This is a genomic window from Burkholderia sp. IT-111MI5 (assembly GCF_949752865.1).
Lineage (GTDB): Bacteria > Pseudomonadota > Gammaproteobacteria > Burkholderiales > Burkholderiaceae > Burkholderia > Burkholderia pyrrocinia_C.
The window spans coordinates 11,652-26,257 of sequence record NZ_CATKIF010000013.1; the positions used below are offsets into that span (position 1 = coordinate 11,652).

Genomic DNA, 14,606 nt, shown 5'->3' on the forward strand with positions numbered 1-14,606 from the left:
ACGGAGAGAAAGCAATGAAAGCTCTGCTCGATCTATTCAAGCAAGTCCAACAGGAAGAAGTTTTCGACGCGATCAAGATCGGTCTGGCTTCGCCTGACAAGATCCGTTCGTGGTCGTTCGGCGAAGTGAAGAAGCCGGAGACCATCAACTACCGTACGTTCAAGCCGGAACGCGATGGTCTCTTCTGCGCGAAGATCTTCGGGCCGATCAAGGACTACGAGTGCCTGTGCGGCAAGTACAAGCGTCTGAAGCATCGCGGCGTGATCTGCGAGAAGTGCGGCGTCGAAGTGACGCTGGCGAAGGTGCGCCGCGAGCGCATGGGCCACATCGAACTGGCCTCGCCGGTCGCGCACATCTGGTTCCTGAAGTCGCTGCCGTCGCGTCTGGGCATGGTGCTCGACATGACGCTGCGCGACATCGAACGCGTGCTGTACTTCGAAGCGTACGTGGTGATCGAACCGGGCATGACGCCGCTGAAGGCGCGGCAGATCATGACCGAAGAGGATTACTACAACAAGGTCGAGGAATACGGCGACGAATTCCGTGCCGAGATGGGTGCGGAAGGCGTGCGTGAACTGCTGCGCGCGATCAACATCGACGAGCAAGTCGAGACGCTGCGCACCGAGCTGAAGAACACCGGCTCGGAAGCGAAGATCAAGAAGTACGCGAAGCGCCTGAAGGTCCTCGAGGCATTCCAGCGCTCGGGCATCAAGCCCGAGTGGATGATCCTCGAAGTGCTGCCGGTGCTGCCGCCGGAACTGCGTCCGCTCGTGCCGCTGGACGGCGGCCGTTTCGCGACGTCGGACCTGAACGACCTGTACCGCCGCGTGATCAACCGTAACAACCGGTTGAAGCGTCTGCTCGAGCTGAAGGCACCTGAAATCATCGTCCGCAACGAAAAGCGGATGCTGCAGGAAGCCGTCGACTCGCTGCTCGACAACGGTCGTCGCGGCAAGGCGATGACGGGCGCGAACAAGCGTCCGCTGAAGTCGCTCGCCGACATGATCAAGGGCAAGGGCGGTCGTTTCCGTCAGAACCTGCTGGGCAAGCGCGTCGACTACTCGGGCCGTTCGGTCATCGTGGTCGGCCCGACGCTGAAGCTGCATCAGTGCGGTCTGCCGAAGCTGATGGCGCTCGAGCTGTTCAAGCCGTTCATCTTCAACAAGCTGGAAGTGATGGGCGTCGCGACGACCATCAAGGCTGCGAAGAAGGAAGTCGAGAACCAGACGCCGGTGGTGTGGGACATCCTCGAAGAGGTGATCCGCGAGCACCCGGTGATGCTGAACCGTGCGCCGACGCTGCACCGTCTCGGTATCCAGGCGTTCGAGCCCGTGCTGATCGAAGGCAAGGCGATCCAACTGCACCCGCTCGTCTGCGCGGCGTTCAACGCCGACTTCGACGGTGACCAGATGGCCGTCCACGTGCCGCTGTCGCTCGAAGCGCAGATGGAAGCGCGTACGCTGATGCTGGCGTCGAACAACGTGCTGTTCCCGGCCAACGGCGATCCGTCGATCGTGCCGTCGCAGGATATCGTGCTGGGTCTGTACTACGCGACCCGCGAAGCGATCAACGGCAAGGGCGAAGGCCTGTCGTTCACGGGCGTGTCGGAAGTGATCCGCGCGTACGAGAACAAGGAAGTCGAGCTGGCATCGCGCGTCAACGTGCGGATCACCGAAATGGTCCACAACGAAGACAAGTCGGAAGGCGCACCGGCATTCGTGCCGAAGATCTCGCTGTACGCGACGACCGTCGGTCGCGCGATCCTGTCGGAGATCCTGCCGCACGGCCTGCCGTTCTCGGTGCTGAACAAGCCGCTGAAGAAGAAGGAAATCTCGCGCCTGATCAACACGGCGTTCCGCAAGTGCGGTCTGCGCGCGACGGTGGTGTTCGCCGACCAGCTGATGCAGTCGGGTTTCCGTCTCGCGACGCGCGCCGGCATTTCGATCTGCGTGGACGACATGCTCGTGCCGCCGCAGAAGGAAACGATCGTCGGCGACGCCGCGAAGAAGGTGAAGGAATACGACCGCCAGTACATGTCGGGTCTCGTCACCGCGCAGGAACGCTACAACAACGTGGTCGACATCTGGTCGGCGACGTCGGAAGCGGTCGGCAAGGCGATGATGGAGCAGCTGTCGACGGAGCCGGTGACGGACCGCGACGGCAACGAGACGCGCCAGGAGTCGTTCAACTCGATCTACATGATGGCCGACTCGGGCGCCCGGGGTTCGGCGGTGCAGATTCGTCAGCTGGCCGGTATGCGTGGCCTGATGGCGAAGCCGGACGGCTCGATTATCGAGACGCCGATTACCGCGAACTTCCGCGAAGGCCTGAACGTGTTGCAGTACTTCATCTCGACCCACGGTGCACGTAAGGGTCTGGCTGATACGGCACTGAAGACCGCGAACTCGGGTTACCTGACGCGTCGTCTGGTTGACGTCACGCAGGATCTGGTCGTGGTGGAAGACGATTGCGGCACGTCGAACGGCGTCGCGATGAAGGCGCTGGTCGAAGGCGGTGAAGTCGTCGAAGCACTGCGCGACCGTATCCTCGGCCGCGTCGCGGTCGCGGACGTCGTGAACCCGGAAACGCAGGAAACGCTGTACGAATCGGGCACGCTGCTCGACGAAACGGCGGTCGAGGAAATCGAACGCCTCGGCATCGACGAAGTGCGCGTGCGCACGCCGCTGACCTGCGAAACGCGTTACGGTCTGTGCGCGGCCTGCTACGGCCGTGACCTCGGCCGCGGCTCGCTCGTGAACGTCGGCGAAGCAGTCGGCGTGATCGCGGCACAGTCGATCGGTGAACCGGGCACGCAGCTGACGATGCGTACGTTCCACATCGGTGGTGCGGCATCGCGTGCGGCAGTGGCCTCGTCGGTCGAAGCGAAGAGCAACGGTATCGTGCGCTTCACGGCGACGATGCGCTACGTCACGAACGCGAAGGGCGAGCAGATCGTCATTTCCCGTTCGGGCGAAGCGATGATCACCGACGACTTCGGTCGCGAGCGCGAGCGTCACAAAGTGCCGTACGGCGCGACGCTGCTGCAGCTCGACGGCGCGACCATCAAGGCAGGCACGCAGCTCGCCACGTGGGATCCGCTGACGCGTCCGATCATCACCGAGTACGGTGGTACGGTGAAGTTCGAGAACGTCGAGGAAGGCGTGACGGTCGCGAAGCAGATCGACGACGTGACCGGCCTGTCGACGCTGGTCGTGATCGACGTGAAGCGTCGCGGTTCGCAGGCTTCGAAGAGCGTGCGTCCGCAGGTGAAGCTGCTCGACGCGAACGGCGAAGAAGTGAAGATTCCGGGCACGGAACACGCAGTGCAGATCGGCTTCCAGGTCGGCGCACTGATTACCGTGAAGGATGGCCAGCAGGTGCAGGTCGGTGAAGTGCTCGCACGTATCCCGACCGAAGCGCAGAAGACGCGTGACATTACCGGCGGTCTGCCGCGGGTGGCGGAACTGTTCGAAGCGCGTTCGCCGAAGGATGCCGGCATTCTCGCGGAAGTCACCGGTACGACGTCGTTCGGTAAGGACACGAAGGGCAAGCAGCGTCTCGTCATCACGGATCTCGAGGGCAACCAGCACGAGTTCCTGATCGCGAAGGAAAAGCAGGTGCTGGTCCACGATGCTCAGGTCGTCAACAAGGGCGAAATGATCGTGGACGGTCCGGCCGATCCGCACGACATCCTGCGTCTGCAGGGTATCGAGGCGCTGTCGCGCTACATCGTCGACGAAGTGCAGGACGTGTATCGTCTGCAGGGCGTGAAGATCAACGACAAGCACATCGAGGTGATCGTTCGCCAGATGCTGCGTCGTGTGCAGATCACCGACAACGGCGATACGCGCTTCATCCCGGGCGAACAGGTCGAACGTTCCGACATGCTGGACGAGAACGATCGCATGATCGCCGAGGACAAGCGTCCGGCTTCGTACGACAACGTGCTGCTCGGTATCACGAAGGCGTCGCTGTCGACCGACTCGTTCATCTCCGCGGCATCGTTCCAGGAAACGACCCGCGTGCTGACCGAAGCGGCGATCATGGGCAAGCGCGACGATCTGCGCGGCCTGAAGGAAAACGTGATCGTCGGCCGTCTGATTCCGGCCGGTACGGGTCTCGCGTTCCACAAGGCACGCAAGGCGAAGGAATCGTCGGATCGCGAGCGTTTCGACCAGATCGCAGCAGAAGAGGCGTTCGATTTCGGCACGCCGAGCACGCCTGCTGCGGAAGAGCCGCAACAGCACCCGGCAGCCGAATAAGCGCGGGCGGCGCGAGCCGCCTCGCCTCGCTGTCATCGAAACCGCCCGGTTTTGCCGGGCGGTTTTTTTTATCCGTCGTTCACGCGCATGACGCGCTTGCGCATCGCCGGCACCGGCTGCCTGCGAGCGGCGCTCCACATGGCTGCAGGTGCTGTCGCAGGCATCGCGATCGCTTGCGGCGCGGCCTCCGCAGGCCCGTCATGCGCGCGAACGAACCCTGTCCGATCGACCAACGTTGCACGATTCGCCACGCGTAGCGTGAGCGGGTTGTTAAAATTGCGGTCATCCTTCCGCCGTCCTCGTTCTCACTCATGTCCCGCGCCCTCGAAATTCTCGACGAAGTCTTTGGTTATTCCGCATTTCGCGGCCAGCAGGGCGAGATCGTCGAGCACGTCGCCGGCGGCGGCGATTGCCTCGTGCTGATGCCGACCGGCGGCGGCAAGTCGCTGTGCTACCAGATCCCGGCGCTGCTGCGCCGCGAGACCGGGCAGGGCGCCGGCATCGTCGTGTCGCCGCTGATCGCGCTGATGCAGGACCAGGTCGCCGCGCTGCGCGAAGTCGGCGTGCGCGCGGCCTACCTGAATTCGACGCTGTCGGGCGCCGAAGCCGCGGCGACCGAGCGCGCGCTGCGCGAGGGCGAGATCGACCTGCTGTATGTCGCGCCTGAACGGCTGATGACGGGGCGTTTCCTCGAGTTGCTCGAGCGCGCGAAGATCGGCCTGTTCGCGATCGACGAAGCGCACTGCGTGTCGCAATGGGGGCACGATTTCCGTCCGGAATACATTCAGTTGTCGGTGCTGCACGAGCGGTTTCCGTCGGTACCCCGCATCGCGCTGACCGCCACGGCCGACGCGATCACGCGCGACGAGATCATCCATCGCCTCGCGCTCGACGACGCGCGCGTGTTCATATCGAGCTTCGATCGCCCGAACATCCGCTACCGGATCGTCGAAAAGGACAACGCGCGTTCGCAATTGCTCGACTTCATCCGCGCCGAACACACGAATGCCGACGGCACGACTGACGCAGGCGTCGTCTATTGCCTGTCGCGCCGCAAGGTCGAGGAAACGGCCGAGTGGCTGAAGGCGCAGGGCGTGCGCGCGCTGCCGTATCACGCCGGAATGGAGTTCGAGGTGCGGCAGAAGCACCAGGAAATGTTCCAGCGCGAGGAGGGCATCGTGATGTGCGCGACGATCGCGTTCGGCATGGGCATCGACAAGCCCGACGTGCGCTTCGTCGCGCACCTGGATCTGCCGAAGAGCGTCGAGGGCTATTACCAGGAAACCGGTCGCGCGGGCCGCGACGGGATGCCCGCGAATGCGTGGATGGCGTACGGCCTCGGCGACGTCGTCCAGCAGCGCAAGATGATCGACGAGTCCGACGCCGATGACGCGCACAAGCGCGTGCAGACGTCGAAGCTCGACGCGCTGCTCGGGCTGTGCGAGACGATCTCGTGCCGCCGCGTGCGGCTGCTGAACTACTTCGGCGAGGCGAGCCAGCCGTGCGGCAACTGCGACACGTGCCTCGAGCCGCCCGATTCGTGGGACGCGACGCGCGAGGCGCAGATGGCGCTGTCGTGCGTGTTCCGCGCGCAGCGTTCGAGCGGCTTCAACTTCGGTTCGAGCCATCTGATCGAAATCCTGCGCGGCGGGCGCACCGAGAAGGTGTTGCAGCGCGGGCATGACCAGCTCAGCACGTTCGGGATCGGTGCGTCGCTATCCGAGCCCGAGTGGCGCGCGATTTTCCGGCAGCTCGTCGCGTACGGCTACCTGGCGGTCGATCATGGCGGCTTCGGCGCGCTGATGCTGACCGAGGCCGCGAAGCCCGTGCTGAAGAACGAGGAGAAGGTCACGCTGCGCCGCTACGTGAAGCCGCAGCGCACGCGCCAGTCGTCGAGCCGCAGCGGCACGCGCGTCGATCCGACGGCCGGCATGGGCACGCGCGAGCGCGCACGGTGGGATGCACTGCGCGAGTGGCGCGCGGAAACCGCGAAGACGGACGGCGTGCCGGCCTACGTGATCTTCCACGACGCGACGCTCGCCGAAATCGCGCGCAACGCGCCGGAGACGATCGACGACCTGCGCCATATCCCCGGCATGGGCGTGCGCAAGCTCGAACGCTTCGGCGACGAGATCATCGACGTCGTCGAATCGGCCTGACACAGGTGTTCCGACCCTTCCGGTAAACCGCGCGGCCGGCCGGCGAATCACGCAAGCCGTTGACTTAGTTGGTATTTCCGGAATATCATGTTTGGTTCCGGTATTCGGTGGGCCGAGTCGCGTTCGAAGGTTCGCGTCCGTTTCGCCGGTTCGGAAGTCAACTGTGCGCCGATTTTCGCTTTGCCCGAAATCGATGTGCAGATTTTGTTCAATTTCAGGAATAAACAATGCCAACCATCAACCAACTGGTTCGCAAAGGCCGTCAGTCGGAAACGACGAAGAGCAAGAGCCCGGCCCTGCAGGACTGCCCCCAGCGTCGCGGCGTGTGCACCCGTGTGTACACGACGACGCCGAAGAAGCCTAACTCGGCACTCCGTAAGGTTGCCAAGGTTCGTCTGACGAACGGCTTCGAAGTGATTTCGTACATCGGTGGTGAAGGCCACAACCTGCAGGAACACTCGGTTGTGCTGATCCGCGGCGGCCGTGTGAAGGACTTGCCGGGTGTGCGTTACCACATGGTTCGCGGCTCGCTGGATACCCAGGGCGTCAAGGACCGTAAGCAAGCGCGCTCGAAGTACGGCGCGAAGCGTGCAAAGGCTGCCAAGTAAGCAGTTTTTGATCAGGGATCGCCTCTGGGCGGTCAAGGCGGGAGTGCCGGATTGCCGGTGCTGTCGAGTAAGTGGTCACCCGGCCAAGCTGGTTAGTCGTGAAGATGTGATCGGGTTTGTTGGTGGCCGCGGAGCTGGATACAGCTCCAACTGAACAAGTAAAGGAAGAATCATGCCGCGTCGTCGCGAAGTCCCCAAGCGGGAAGTGTTGCCGGATCCGAAGTTCGGCAACGTTGATGTAGCCAAGTTCATGAACATGCTGATGCTGTCCGGCAAGAAGTCGGTCGCAGAGCGCATCGTTTATGGCGCATTCGAACAGATCCAGACCAAGGGTGGCAAGGACCCGCTGGAAGTGTTCACGGTTGCGCTCAACAACGTGAAGCCGGTGGTCGAAGTGAAGAGCCGTCGCGTTGGTGGTGCCAACTATCAAGTTCCGGTCGAAGTGCGCCCGTCGCGTCGTATGGCATTGGCGATGCGCTGGCTGCGCGAGGCTGCGAAGAAGCGCAGCGAGAAGTCGATGGCCCTGCGTCTGGCAGGTGAACTCTCCGAAGCGGCCGAAGGCCGTGGCGGCGCGATGAAGAAGCGCGATGAAGTTCACCGCATGGCAGAAGCCAACCGCGCGTTCTCGCATTTCCGTTTCTAAGCGCCTGGCTGGGCTGTTAGCGGAAATAAATTCCGGGCGGGTGCGCTTTTCAGGCGCCTCGCCCGTTTGTGTTGAAGCATGATGCAGCAGGGCTGCATCATGTCATCCCAGTAGAGGATCAAAGTGGCTCGCAAGACTCCTATCGAGCGCTACCGCAATATCGGTATTAGCGCTCACATCGACGCCGGCAAGACGACGACGACCGAGCGCATTCTGTTTTACACCGGTGTGAACCACAAGATCGGTGAAGTTCACGACGGCGCAGCCACGATGGACTGGATGGAGCAGGAACAGGAGCGTGGCATCACGATCACGTCCGCTGCTACCACGGCCTTCTGGAAGGGCATGGGCGGCAACTATCCGGAACACCGCATCAACATCATCGACACCCCGGGCCACGTCGACTTCACGATCGAAGTGGAGCGCTCGATGCGCGTGCTCGACGGCGCGTGCATGGTGTACTGCGCAGTGGGCGGCGTGCAGCCGCAGTCGGAAACGGTGTGGCGCCAGGCGAACAAGTACAAGGTGCCGCGTCTCGCGTTCGTCAACAAGATGGACCGTACCGGCGCGAACTTCTTCAAGGTCTACGACCAGCTCCGTCTGCGCCTGAAGGCGAACCCGGTTCCGGTCGTGGTGCCGATCGGCTCGGAAGAAAACTTCAAGGGCGTGGTCGACCTGATCAAGATGAAGGCGATCATTTGGGACGAAGCGTCGCAAGGCACGAAGTTCGACTACGTCGACATCCCGGCCGAACTCGCCGAGACCTGCAAGGAATGGCGCGAAAAGATGGTCGAGGCGGCTGCTGAAGCCAACGAAGACCTGATGAACAAGTACCTGGAAGAAGGCGATCTGCCGGAAGCCGACATCGTCAAGGCGCTGCGCGACCGTACGATCGCGTGCGAAATCCAGCCGATGCTGTGCGGTACCGCGTTCAAGAACAAGGGCGTGCAGCGCATGCTCGACGCCGTGATCGATTTCCTGCCGTCGCCGGTCGACATCCCGCCGGTCAAGGGCGAACTCGAAAACGGCGATTCCGCAGAGCGCCGTGCGGCGGACGACGAGAAGTTCTCGGCGCTCGCGTTCAAGATCATGACCGACCCGTTCGTCGGCCAGCTGATCTTCTTCCGTGTGTACTCGGGCGTGGTGAATTCGGGCGATACGCTGCTGAACTCGACGAAGGACAAGAAGGAACGTCTGGGTCGTATTCTGCAGATGCACGCGAACCAGCGCGAAGAAATCAAGGAAGTGCGCGCAGGCGACATCGCTGCTGCGGTCGGCCTGAAGGAAGCGACCACGGGCGACACGCTGTGCGATCCGGCGAACCCGATCATTCTCGAGCGCATGGTGTTCCCGGAGCCGGTGATTTCGCAGGCTGTCGAGCCGAAAACCAAGGCTGACCAGGAAAAGATGGGCCTCGCGCTGAACCGCCTGGCGCAGGAAGATCCGTCGTTCCGCGTGCAGACCGACGAAGAGTCGGGCCAGACCATCATTTCGGGCATGGGCGAGCTCCACCTCGAAATTCTGGTCGACCGGATGAAGCGTGAATTCGGCGTGGAAGCAACCGTCGGCAAGCCGCAGGTTGCCTACCGCGAAACGATCCGTTCGACGGCGAAGGATGTCGACGGCAAGTTCGTCAAGCAGTCGGGTGGTCGCGGCCAGTACGGTCACGCGGTCATCACGCTCGAGCCGAACGAACAGGGCAAGGGCTACGAGTTCTTCGACGAGATCAAGGGTGGTGTGATTCCGCGTGAATACATCCCGGCGGTCGACAAGGGTATCCAGGACACGCTGAAGTCGGGCGTGCTGGCAGGCTTCCCGGTCGTCGACGTGAAGGTTCACCTGACGTTCGGTTCGTACCACGACGTTGACTCGAACGAAAACGCGTTCCGGATGGCCGGTTCGATGGCGTTCAAGGAAGCGATGCGCAAGGCGAACCCGGTCGTGCTCGAGCCGATGATGGCTGTCGAAGTCGAGACGCCGGAAGACTACATGGGCAACGTGATGGGCGACCTGTCGGGCCGTCGCGGTATCGTCCAGGGCATGGAAGACATGGTTGGCGGCGGCAAGATCGTGCGCGCCGAGGTGCCGCTGTCGGAAATGTTCGGTTATTCGACGTCGCTGCGCTCGCTGACGCAAGGTCGTGCAACGTACACGATGGAGTTCAAGCACTACGCTGAAGCTCCGCGCAACGTTGCCGACGCGATCATCAGCGCGAAGTCGAAGTAAATCTGAAGCTATCAACCGATTATTTTTTGAAAGAAGAGAATCATGGCAAAGGAAAAGTTTGAGCGGACCAAGCCGCACGTGAACGTTGGTACGATTGGTCACGTTGACCACGGCAAGACGACGCTGACGGCAGCGATCACGACGGTTCTGACGAAGAAGTTCGGCGGCGAAGCGAAGGCATACGACCAGATCGACGCGGCACCGGAAGAAAAGGCGCGCGGCATCACGATCAACACGGCACACGTCGAGTACGAAACGGCTAACCGCCACTACGCACACGTCGACTGCCCGGGCCACGCTGACTATGTGAAGAACATGATCACGGGCGCGGCACAGATGGACGGCGCGATCCTGGTTTGCTCGGCAGCAGACGGCCCGATGCCGCAAACGCGTGAGCACATCCTGCTGGCGCGTCAGGTTGGCGTTCCGTACATCATCGTGTTCCTGAACAAGTGCGACATGGTGGACGACGCTGAACTGCTCGAGCTGGTCGAGATGGAAGTTCGCGAACTCCTGTCGAAGTACGACTTCCCGGGCGACGACACGCCGATCGTGAAGGGTTCGGCGAAGCTGGCGCTGGAAGGCGACACGGGCGAGCTGGGTGAAGTGGCGATCATGAGCCTGGCCGACGCGCTGGACACGTACATCCCGACGCCGGAGCGTGCAGTTGACGGCGCGTTCCTGATGCCGGTGGAAGACGTGTTCTCGATCTCGGGCCGTGGTACGGTGGTGACGGGTCGTGTCGAGCGCGGCATCGTGAAGGTCGGCGAAGAAATCGAAATCGTCGGTATCAAGCCGACGGTGAAGACGACCTGCACGGGCGTTGAAATGTTCCGCAAGCTGCTGGACCAAGGTCAGGCAGGCGACAACGTTGGTATCCTGCTGCGCGGCACGAAGCGTGAAGACGTGGAGCGTGGCCAGGTTCTGGCGAAGCCGGGTTCGATCACGCCGCACACGCACTTCACGGCTGAAGTGTACGTGCTGAGCAAGGACGAAGGCGGCCGTCACACGCCGTTCTTCAACAACTACCGTCCGCAGTTCTACTTCCGTACGACGGACGTGACGGGCTCGATCGAGCTGCCGAAGGACAAGGAAATGGTGATGCCGGGCGACAACGTGTCGATCACGGTGAAGCTGATCGCTCCGATCGCGATGGAAGAAGGTCTGCGCTTCGCAATCCGCGAAGGCGGCCGTACCGTCGGCGCCGGCGTCGTCGCCAAGATCATCGAGTAATATCGACGATCCGCGGATCCCGACGGGGTCCGCGATTCCACGGTATGTGGTTGTACCGTCGAAACCGGGTGTCCAGCTTGCGCTGGCACCCGGTTTTGTTTTTCCGGTGCTTCGTTGCATGGGCCGAGAAACCCGCACCACCGCTCCAGAATTTCGTGTAGAATCGCGGACTTAGCAGTGGAAGTACTGTCCGGAACCTGATGTCTCGCTCCCCGCAGGCGTCATGTTTCACGTTCTTTTAGTGTCCGGCGATGCAACATCGCCTCGCTCTTTTCAAGGAATCGTCATGCAGCAACAGAAAATCCGCATTCGCCTGAAGGCTTTCGACTATCGTCTGATCGATCAATCGGCTGCCGAGATCGTCGATACCGCGAAGCGGACTGGCGCAATCGTCCGTGGCCCGGTGCCGCTGCCGACGCGCATTCAGCGTTTTGACATCCTGCGTTCGCCGCACGTCAACAAGACGTCGCGCGATCAGCTCGAAATCCGCACCCACCAGCGCCTGATGGACATCGTCGATCCGACCGACAAGACGGTTGACGCGCTGATGAAGCTCGATCTGCCGGCTGGCGTCGACGTGGAAATCAAGCTGCAGTAAGGCTTCCAGCACCGAACGGCTTGCCGGGCGGTGCTAAGTCTTTGTATTGCTTGCGGAAATCGAGAGGTCGGGCTATACTGCTTGGCTTTTCGCGTATTCGCGTAAAAAAGTTGGGCCTTGCGTGCCCGGCATTTTGTAAATCAGCCCCGACCAATCGCAGTCGGGAATGGAGAAAATGATGAGCCTTGGACTCGTAGGTCGCAAGGTTGGCATGACCCGTATCTTCACGGCTGAAGGGGATTCGATTCCCGTCACCGTGCTGGACGTGTCGGACAACCGCGTGACGCAGATCAAGACTGTTGAAACCGACGGCTACACGGCCGTGCAGGTTGCATTCGGCTCCCGCCGCGCCTCGCGCGTGACGAAGCCGCTGGCAGGTCATCTCGCCAAAGCCGGTGTCGAAGCCGGTGAAATCCTCAAGGAATTCCGCATTGACGCGGCCAAGGCAGCCGAGCTGTCGAATGGCGCCGTGGTCGGTGCAGATCTTTTCGAAGTGGGCCAGAAGGTCGACGTGCAAGGCGTGTCGATCGGTAAGGGCTACGCCGGTACGATCAAGCGTTACAACTTCTCCTCCGGCCGTGCCACGCACGGTAACTCGCGCTCGCACAACGTGCCGGGCTCGATCGGTATGGCGCAGGATCCGGGTCGCGTGTTCCCGGGTAAACGCATGACGGGTCACATGGGTGACGTGACCGTGACGGTGCAGAACCTCGAAATCGCTCGTATCGACGCAGAGCGCAAGCTGCTGCTCGTCAAGGGTGCGATTCCGGGCGCGAAGGGTGGCAAGGTTTTTGTCACGCCGGCCGTCAAGACCAAGGGGGCGAAATAATGGAACTCAAGCTCCTGAACGAAAATGGTCAGGAAGGTGCAGTGGTCAACGCATCGGACGTCGTGTTCGGTCGTGACTACAACGAAGCGCTGATCCACCAGGTCGTCGTCGCTTACCAGGCGAATGCTCGCCAGGGTAACCGCGCGCAGAAGGACCGCGAGCAGGTCAAGCACACCACCAAGAAGCCGTGGCGCCAGAAGGGTACGGGCCGTGCTCGTGCCGGTATGTCGTCGAGCCCGCTGTGGCGTGGCGGTGGTCGTATCTTCCCGAACTCGCCGGAAGAAAACTTCTCGCACAAGGTCAACAAGAAGATGCATCGCGCAGGTCTCTGCTCGATCTTCTCGCAGCTGGCCCGTGAAGGCCGTCTGTCGGTCGTCGAGGACATCATCCTCGAAGCGCCGAAGACCAAGCTGCTGGCCGAAAAATTCAAGACCATGGGTCTCGACTCCGTGCTGATCATCACCGACACGGTTGACGAAAACCTGTACCTGGCTTCGCGCAACCTGCCGCACGTGGCAATTGTCGAGCCGCGCTACGCTGACCCGCTGTCGCTGATCTACTTCAAGAAAGTGCTGGTCACGAAGGCTGCGGTCGCCCAGATCGAGGAGTTGCTGTCATGAGCGAGATTCGCAAGAACGATCATCGTTTGATGCAGGTCCTGCTCGCACCGGTGATCTCGGAAAAGGCGACGCTGGTTGCCGACAAGAACGAGCAAGTCGTGTTCGAAGTCGCGCCGGATGCCACGAAGCAGGAAGTGAAGGCGGCTGTCGAGCTGCTGTTCAAGGTTGAAGTTGACTCCGTCAACGTGCTGGTTCAGAAGGGCAAGCAGAAGCGCTTTGGCCGTTCGATGGGCCGCCGCAAGGACGTGAAGAAGGCGTACGTTTGCCTGAAGCCCGGCCAGGAAATCAACTTTGAAGCGGAGGCCAAGTAATCATGGCAATCGTTAAAGTTAAACCGACTTCGCCGGGTCGCCGCGCGATGGTCAAGGTGGTCAACAAGAACCTGCACCAGGGCAAGCCGTTCGCGGCACTGCTCGACTCGCAGAGCTCGACCGCCGGCCGTAACAACAACGGCCGCATCACCACGCGCCATAAGGGCGGTGGCCACAAGCAGCACTATCGTATCGTCGATTTCCGTCGCACGAAGGATGGCATCCCGGCAAAGGTCGAGCGTCTCGAGTACGACCCGAACCGCAGCGCGAACATCGCGCTGGTGCTCTACGCAGACGGCGAGCGTCGCTACATCATCGCCCCGAAGGGCCTGACCGTCGGCCAACAGCTGATGTCGGGTTCGGAAGCGCCGATCCGTGCAGGCAACACGCTGCCGATCCGCAACATTCCGGTCGGTACGACGATCCACTGCATCGAGATGCTGCCGGGCAAGGGCGCGCAAATGGCGCGTTCGGCTGGCACGTCGGCCATGCTGCTGGCGCGCGAAGGCGTCTACGCGCAGGTTCGCCTGCGTTCGGGCGAAATCCGCCGCGTGCACATCGAGTGCCGTGCAACGATCGGTGAAGTCGGCAACGAAGAGCATAGCCTGCGCCAGATCGGCAAGGCTGGCGCGAACCGCTGGCGCGGTATCCGCCCGACGGTGCGTGGCGTTGCGATGAACCCGGTCGATCACCCGCACGGTGGTGGTGAGGGCAAGACGGCTGCAGGTCGCGACCCGGTGAGCCCGTGGGGTACGCCGGCTAAGGGTTACCGCACCCGCAGCAACAAGCGCACGACGACGATGATCGTCCAGCGCCGTCACAAGCGTTAAGGAGTAGGCAATGGCACGTTCTGTTAAAAAAGGTCCGTTCTGCGACGCCCATTTGCTGAAGAAAGTTGAGGCGGCTGCAGCTTCGCGCGACAAAAAGCCGATCAAGACCTGGTCGCGTCGCTCGACGATTCTGCCGGATTTCATCGGCCTGACGATCGCTGTTCACAACGGCCGTCAACACGTTCCGGTGTACATCTCGGAAAACATGGTCGGCCACAAGCTTGGCGAGTTCGCACTGACCCGTACGTTCAAGGGTCACGCAGCCGACAAGAAGGCCAAGAAATAAG

The 14,606-nt window shown here is 61.9% G+C and carries 12 protein-coding genes; all 12 read left to right on the forward strand.

The features are described from left to right. Window positions 1-14: 14 nt before the first annotated feature. The 12 genes from rpoC to rpsS all read left to right on the forward strand — a co-directional run bounded on the left by rpoC (window position 15) and on the right by rpsS (window position 14,605). Window positions 15-4,262: a DNA-directed RNA polymerase subunit beta' gene (rpoC, locus tag ACM6JT_RS15210; protein ID WP_034183757.1), complete on the forward strand. Its 4,248-nt coding sequence runs from the start codon at window positions 15-17 to the stop codon at window positions 4,260-4,262. A 311-nt stretch (window positions 4,263-4,573) separates the two neighbouring features. Further along, on the forward strand, window positions 4,574-6,421 hold the full coding sequence (recQ, locus tag ACM6JT_RS15215) for a DNA helicase RecQ (RefSeq protein WP_414856783.1): 1,848 nt from the start codon (window positions 4,574-4,576) through the stop codon (window positions 6,419-6,421). A 227-nt stretch (window positions 6,422-6,648) separates the two neighbouring features. Beyond that, entirely contained in the window at window positions 6,649-7,029 is a 381-nt protein-coding gene (rpsL, locus tag ACM6JT_RS15220; protein ID WP_006400662.1) for a 30S ribosomal protein S12, read from the forward strand. Window positions 7,030-7,201: 172 nt separating this feature from the next. Continuing rightward, on the forward strand, window positions 7,202-7,672 hold the full coding sequence (rpsG, locus tag ACM6JT_RS15225) for a 30S ribosomal protein S7 (RefSeq protein WP_006477195.1): 471 nt from the start codon (window positions 7,202-7,204) through the stop codon (window positions 7,670-7,672). A 123-nt stretch (window positions 7,673-7,795) separates the two neighbouring features. Continuing rightward, entirely contained in the window at window positions 7,796-9,898 is a 2,103-nt protein-coding gene (gene fusA, locus ACM6JT_RS15230; protein WP_072445391.1) for an elongation factor G, read from the forward strand. Window positions 9,899-9,940: 42 nt separating this feature from the next. After that, on the forward strand, window positions 9,941-11,131 hold the full coding sequence (gene tuf, locus ACM6JT_RS15235; RefSeq protein WP_006482910.1) for an elongation factor Tu: 1,191 nt from the start codon (window positions 9,941-9,943) through the stop codon (window positions 11,129-11,131). 286 nt (window positions 11,132-11,417) lie between these two features. After that, window positions 11,418-11,729 (forward strand): 30S ribosomal protein S10, encoded by a 312-nt coding sequence (rpsJ, locus tag ACM6JT_RS15240; RefSeq protein WP_004199280.1) that lies wholly within the window; start codon window positions 11,418-11,420, stop codon window positions 11,727-11,729. Window positions 11,730-11,907: 178 nt separating this feature from the next. Continuing rightward, a complete protein-coding gene (gene rplC, locus ACM6JT_RS15245) occupies window positions 11,908-12,558 on the forward strand; it encodes a 50S ribosomal protein L3 (RefSeq protein WP_006482922.1) in 651 nt (216 codons plus the stop codon). Next, on the forward strand, window positions 12,558-13,178 hold the full coding sequence (gene rplD / locus ACM6JT_RS15250) for a 50S ribosomal protein L4 (RefSeq protein WP_011350675.1): 621 nt from the start codon (window positions 12,558-12,560) through the stop codon (window positions 13,176-13,178). The genes rplC and rplD overlap by 1 nt, the downstream gene beginning before the upstream one ends. After that, complete coding sequence (gene rplW / locus ACM6JT_RS15255) at window positions 13,175-13,489, forward strand: 50S ribosomal protein L23 (protein ID WP_004199275.1); 315 nt, start codon at window positions 13,175-13,177, stop codon at window positions 13,487-13,489. Before rplD ends, rplW begins: the two co-directional genes overlap by 4 nt. Before the next feature lie 2 nt (window positions 13,490-13,491). Continuing rightward, window positions 13,492-14,319 (forward strand): 50S ribosomal protein L2, encoded by an 828-nt coding sequence (gene rplB / locus ACM6JT_RS15260; RefSeq protein ID WP_006482900.1) that lies wholly within the window; start codon window positions 13,492-13,494, stop codon window positions 14,317-14,319. 10 nt (window positions 14,320-14,329) lie between these two features. Continuing rightward, entirely contained in the window at window positions 14,330-14,605 is a 276-nt protein-coding gene (gene rpsS, locus ACM6JT_RS15265) for a 30S ribosomal protein S19 (RefSeq protein ID WP_004199273.1), read from the forward strand. Window position 14,606: the final 1 nt, after the last annotated feature.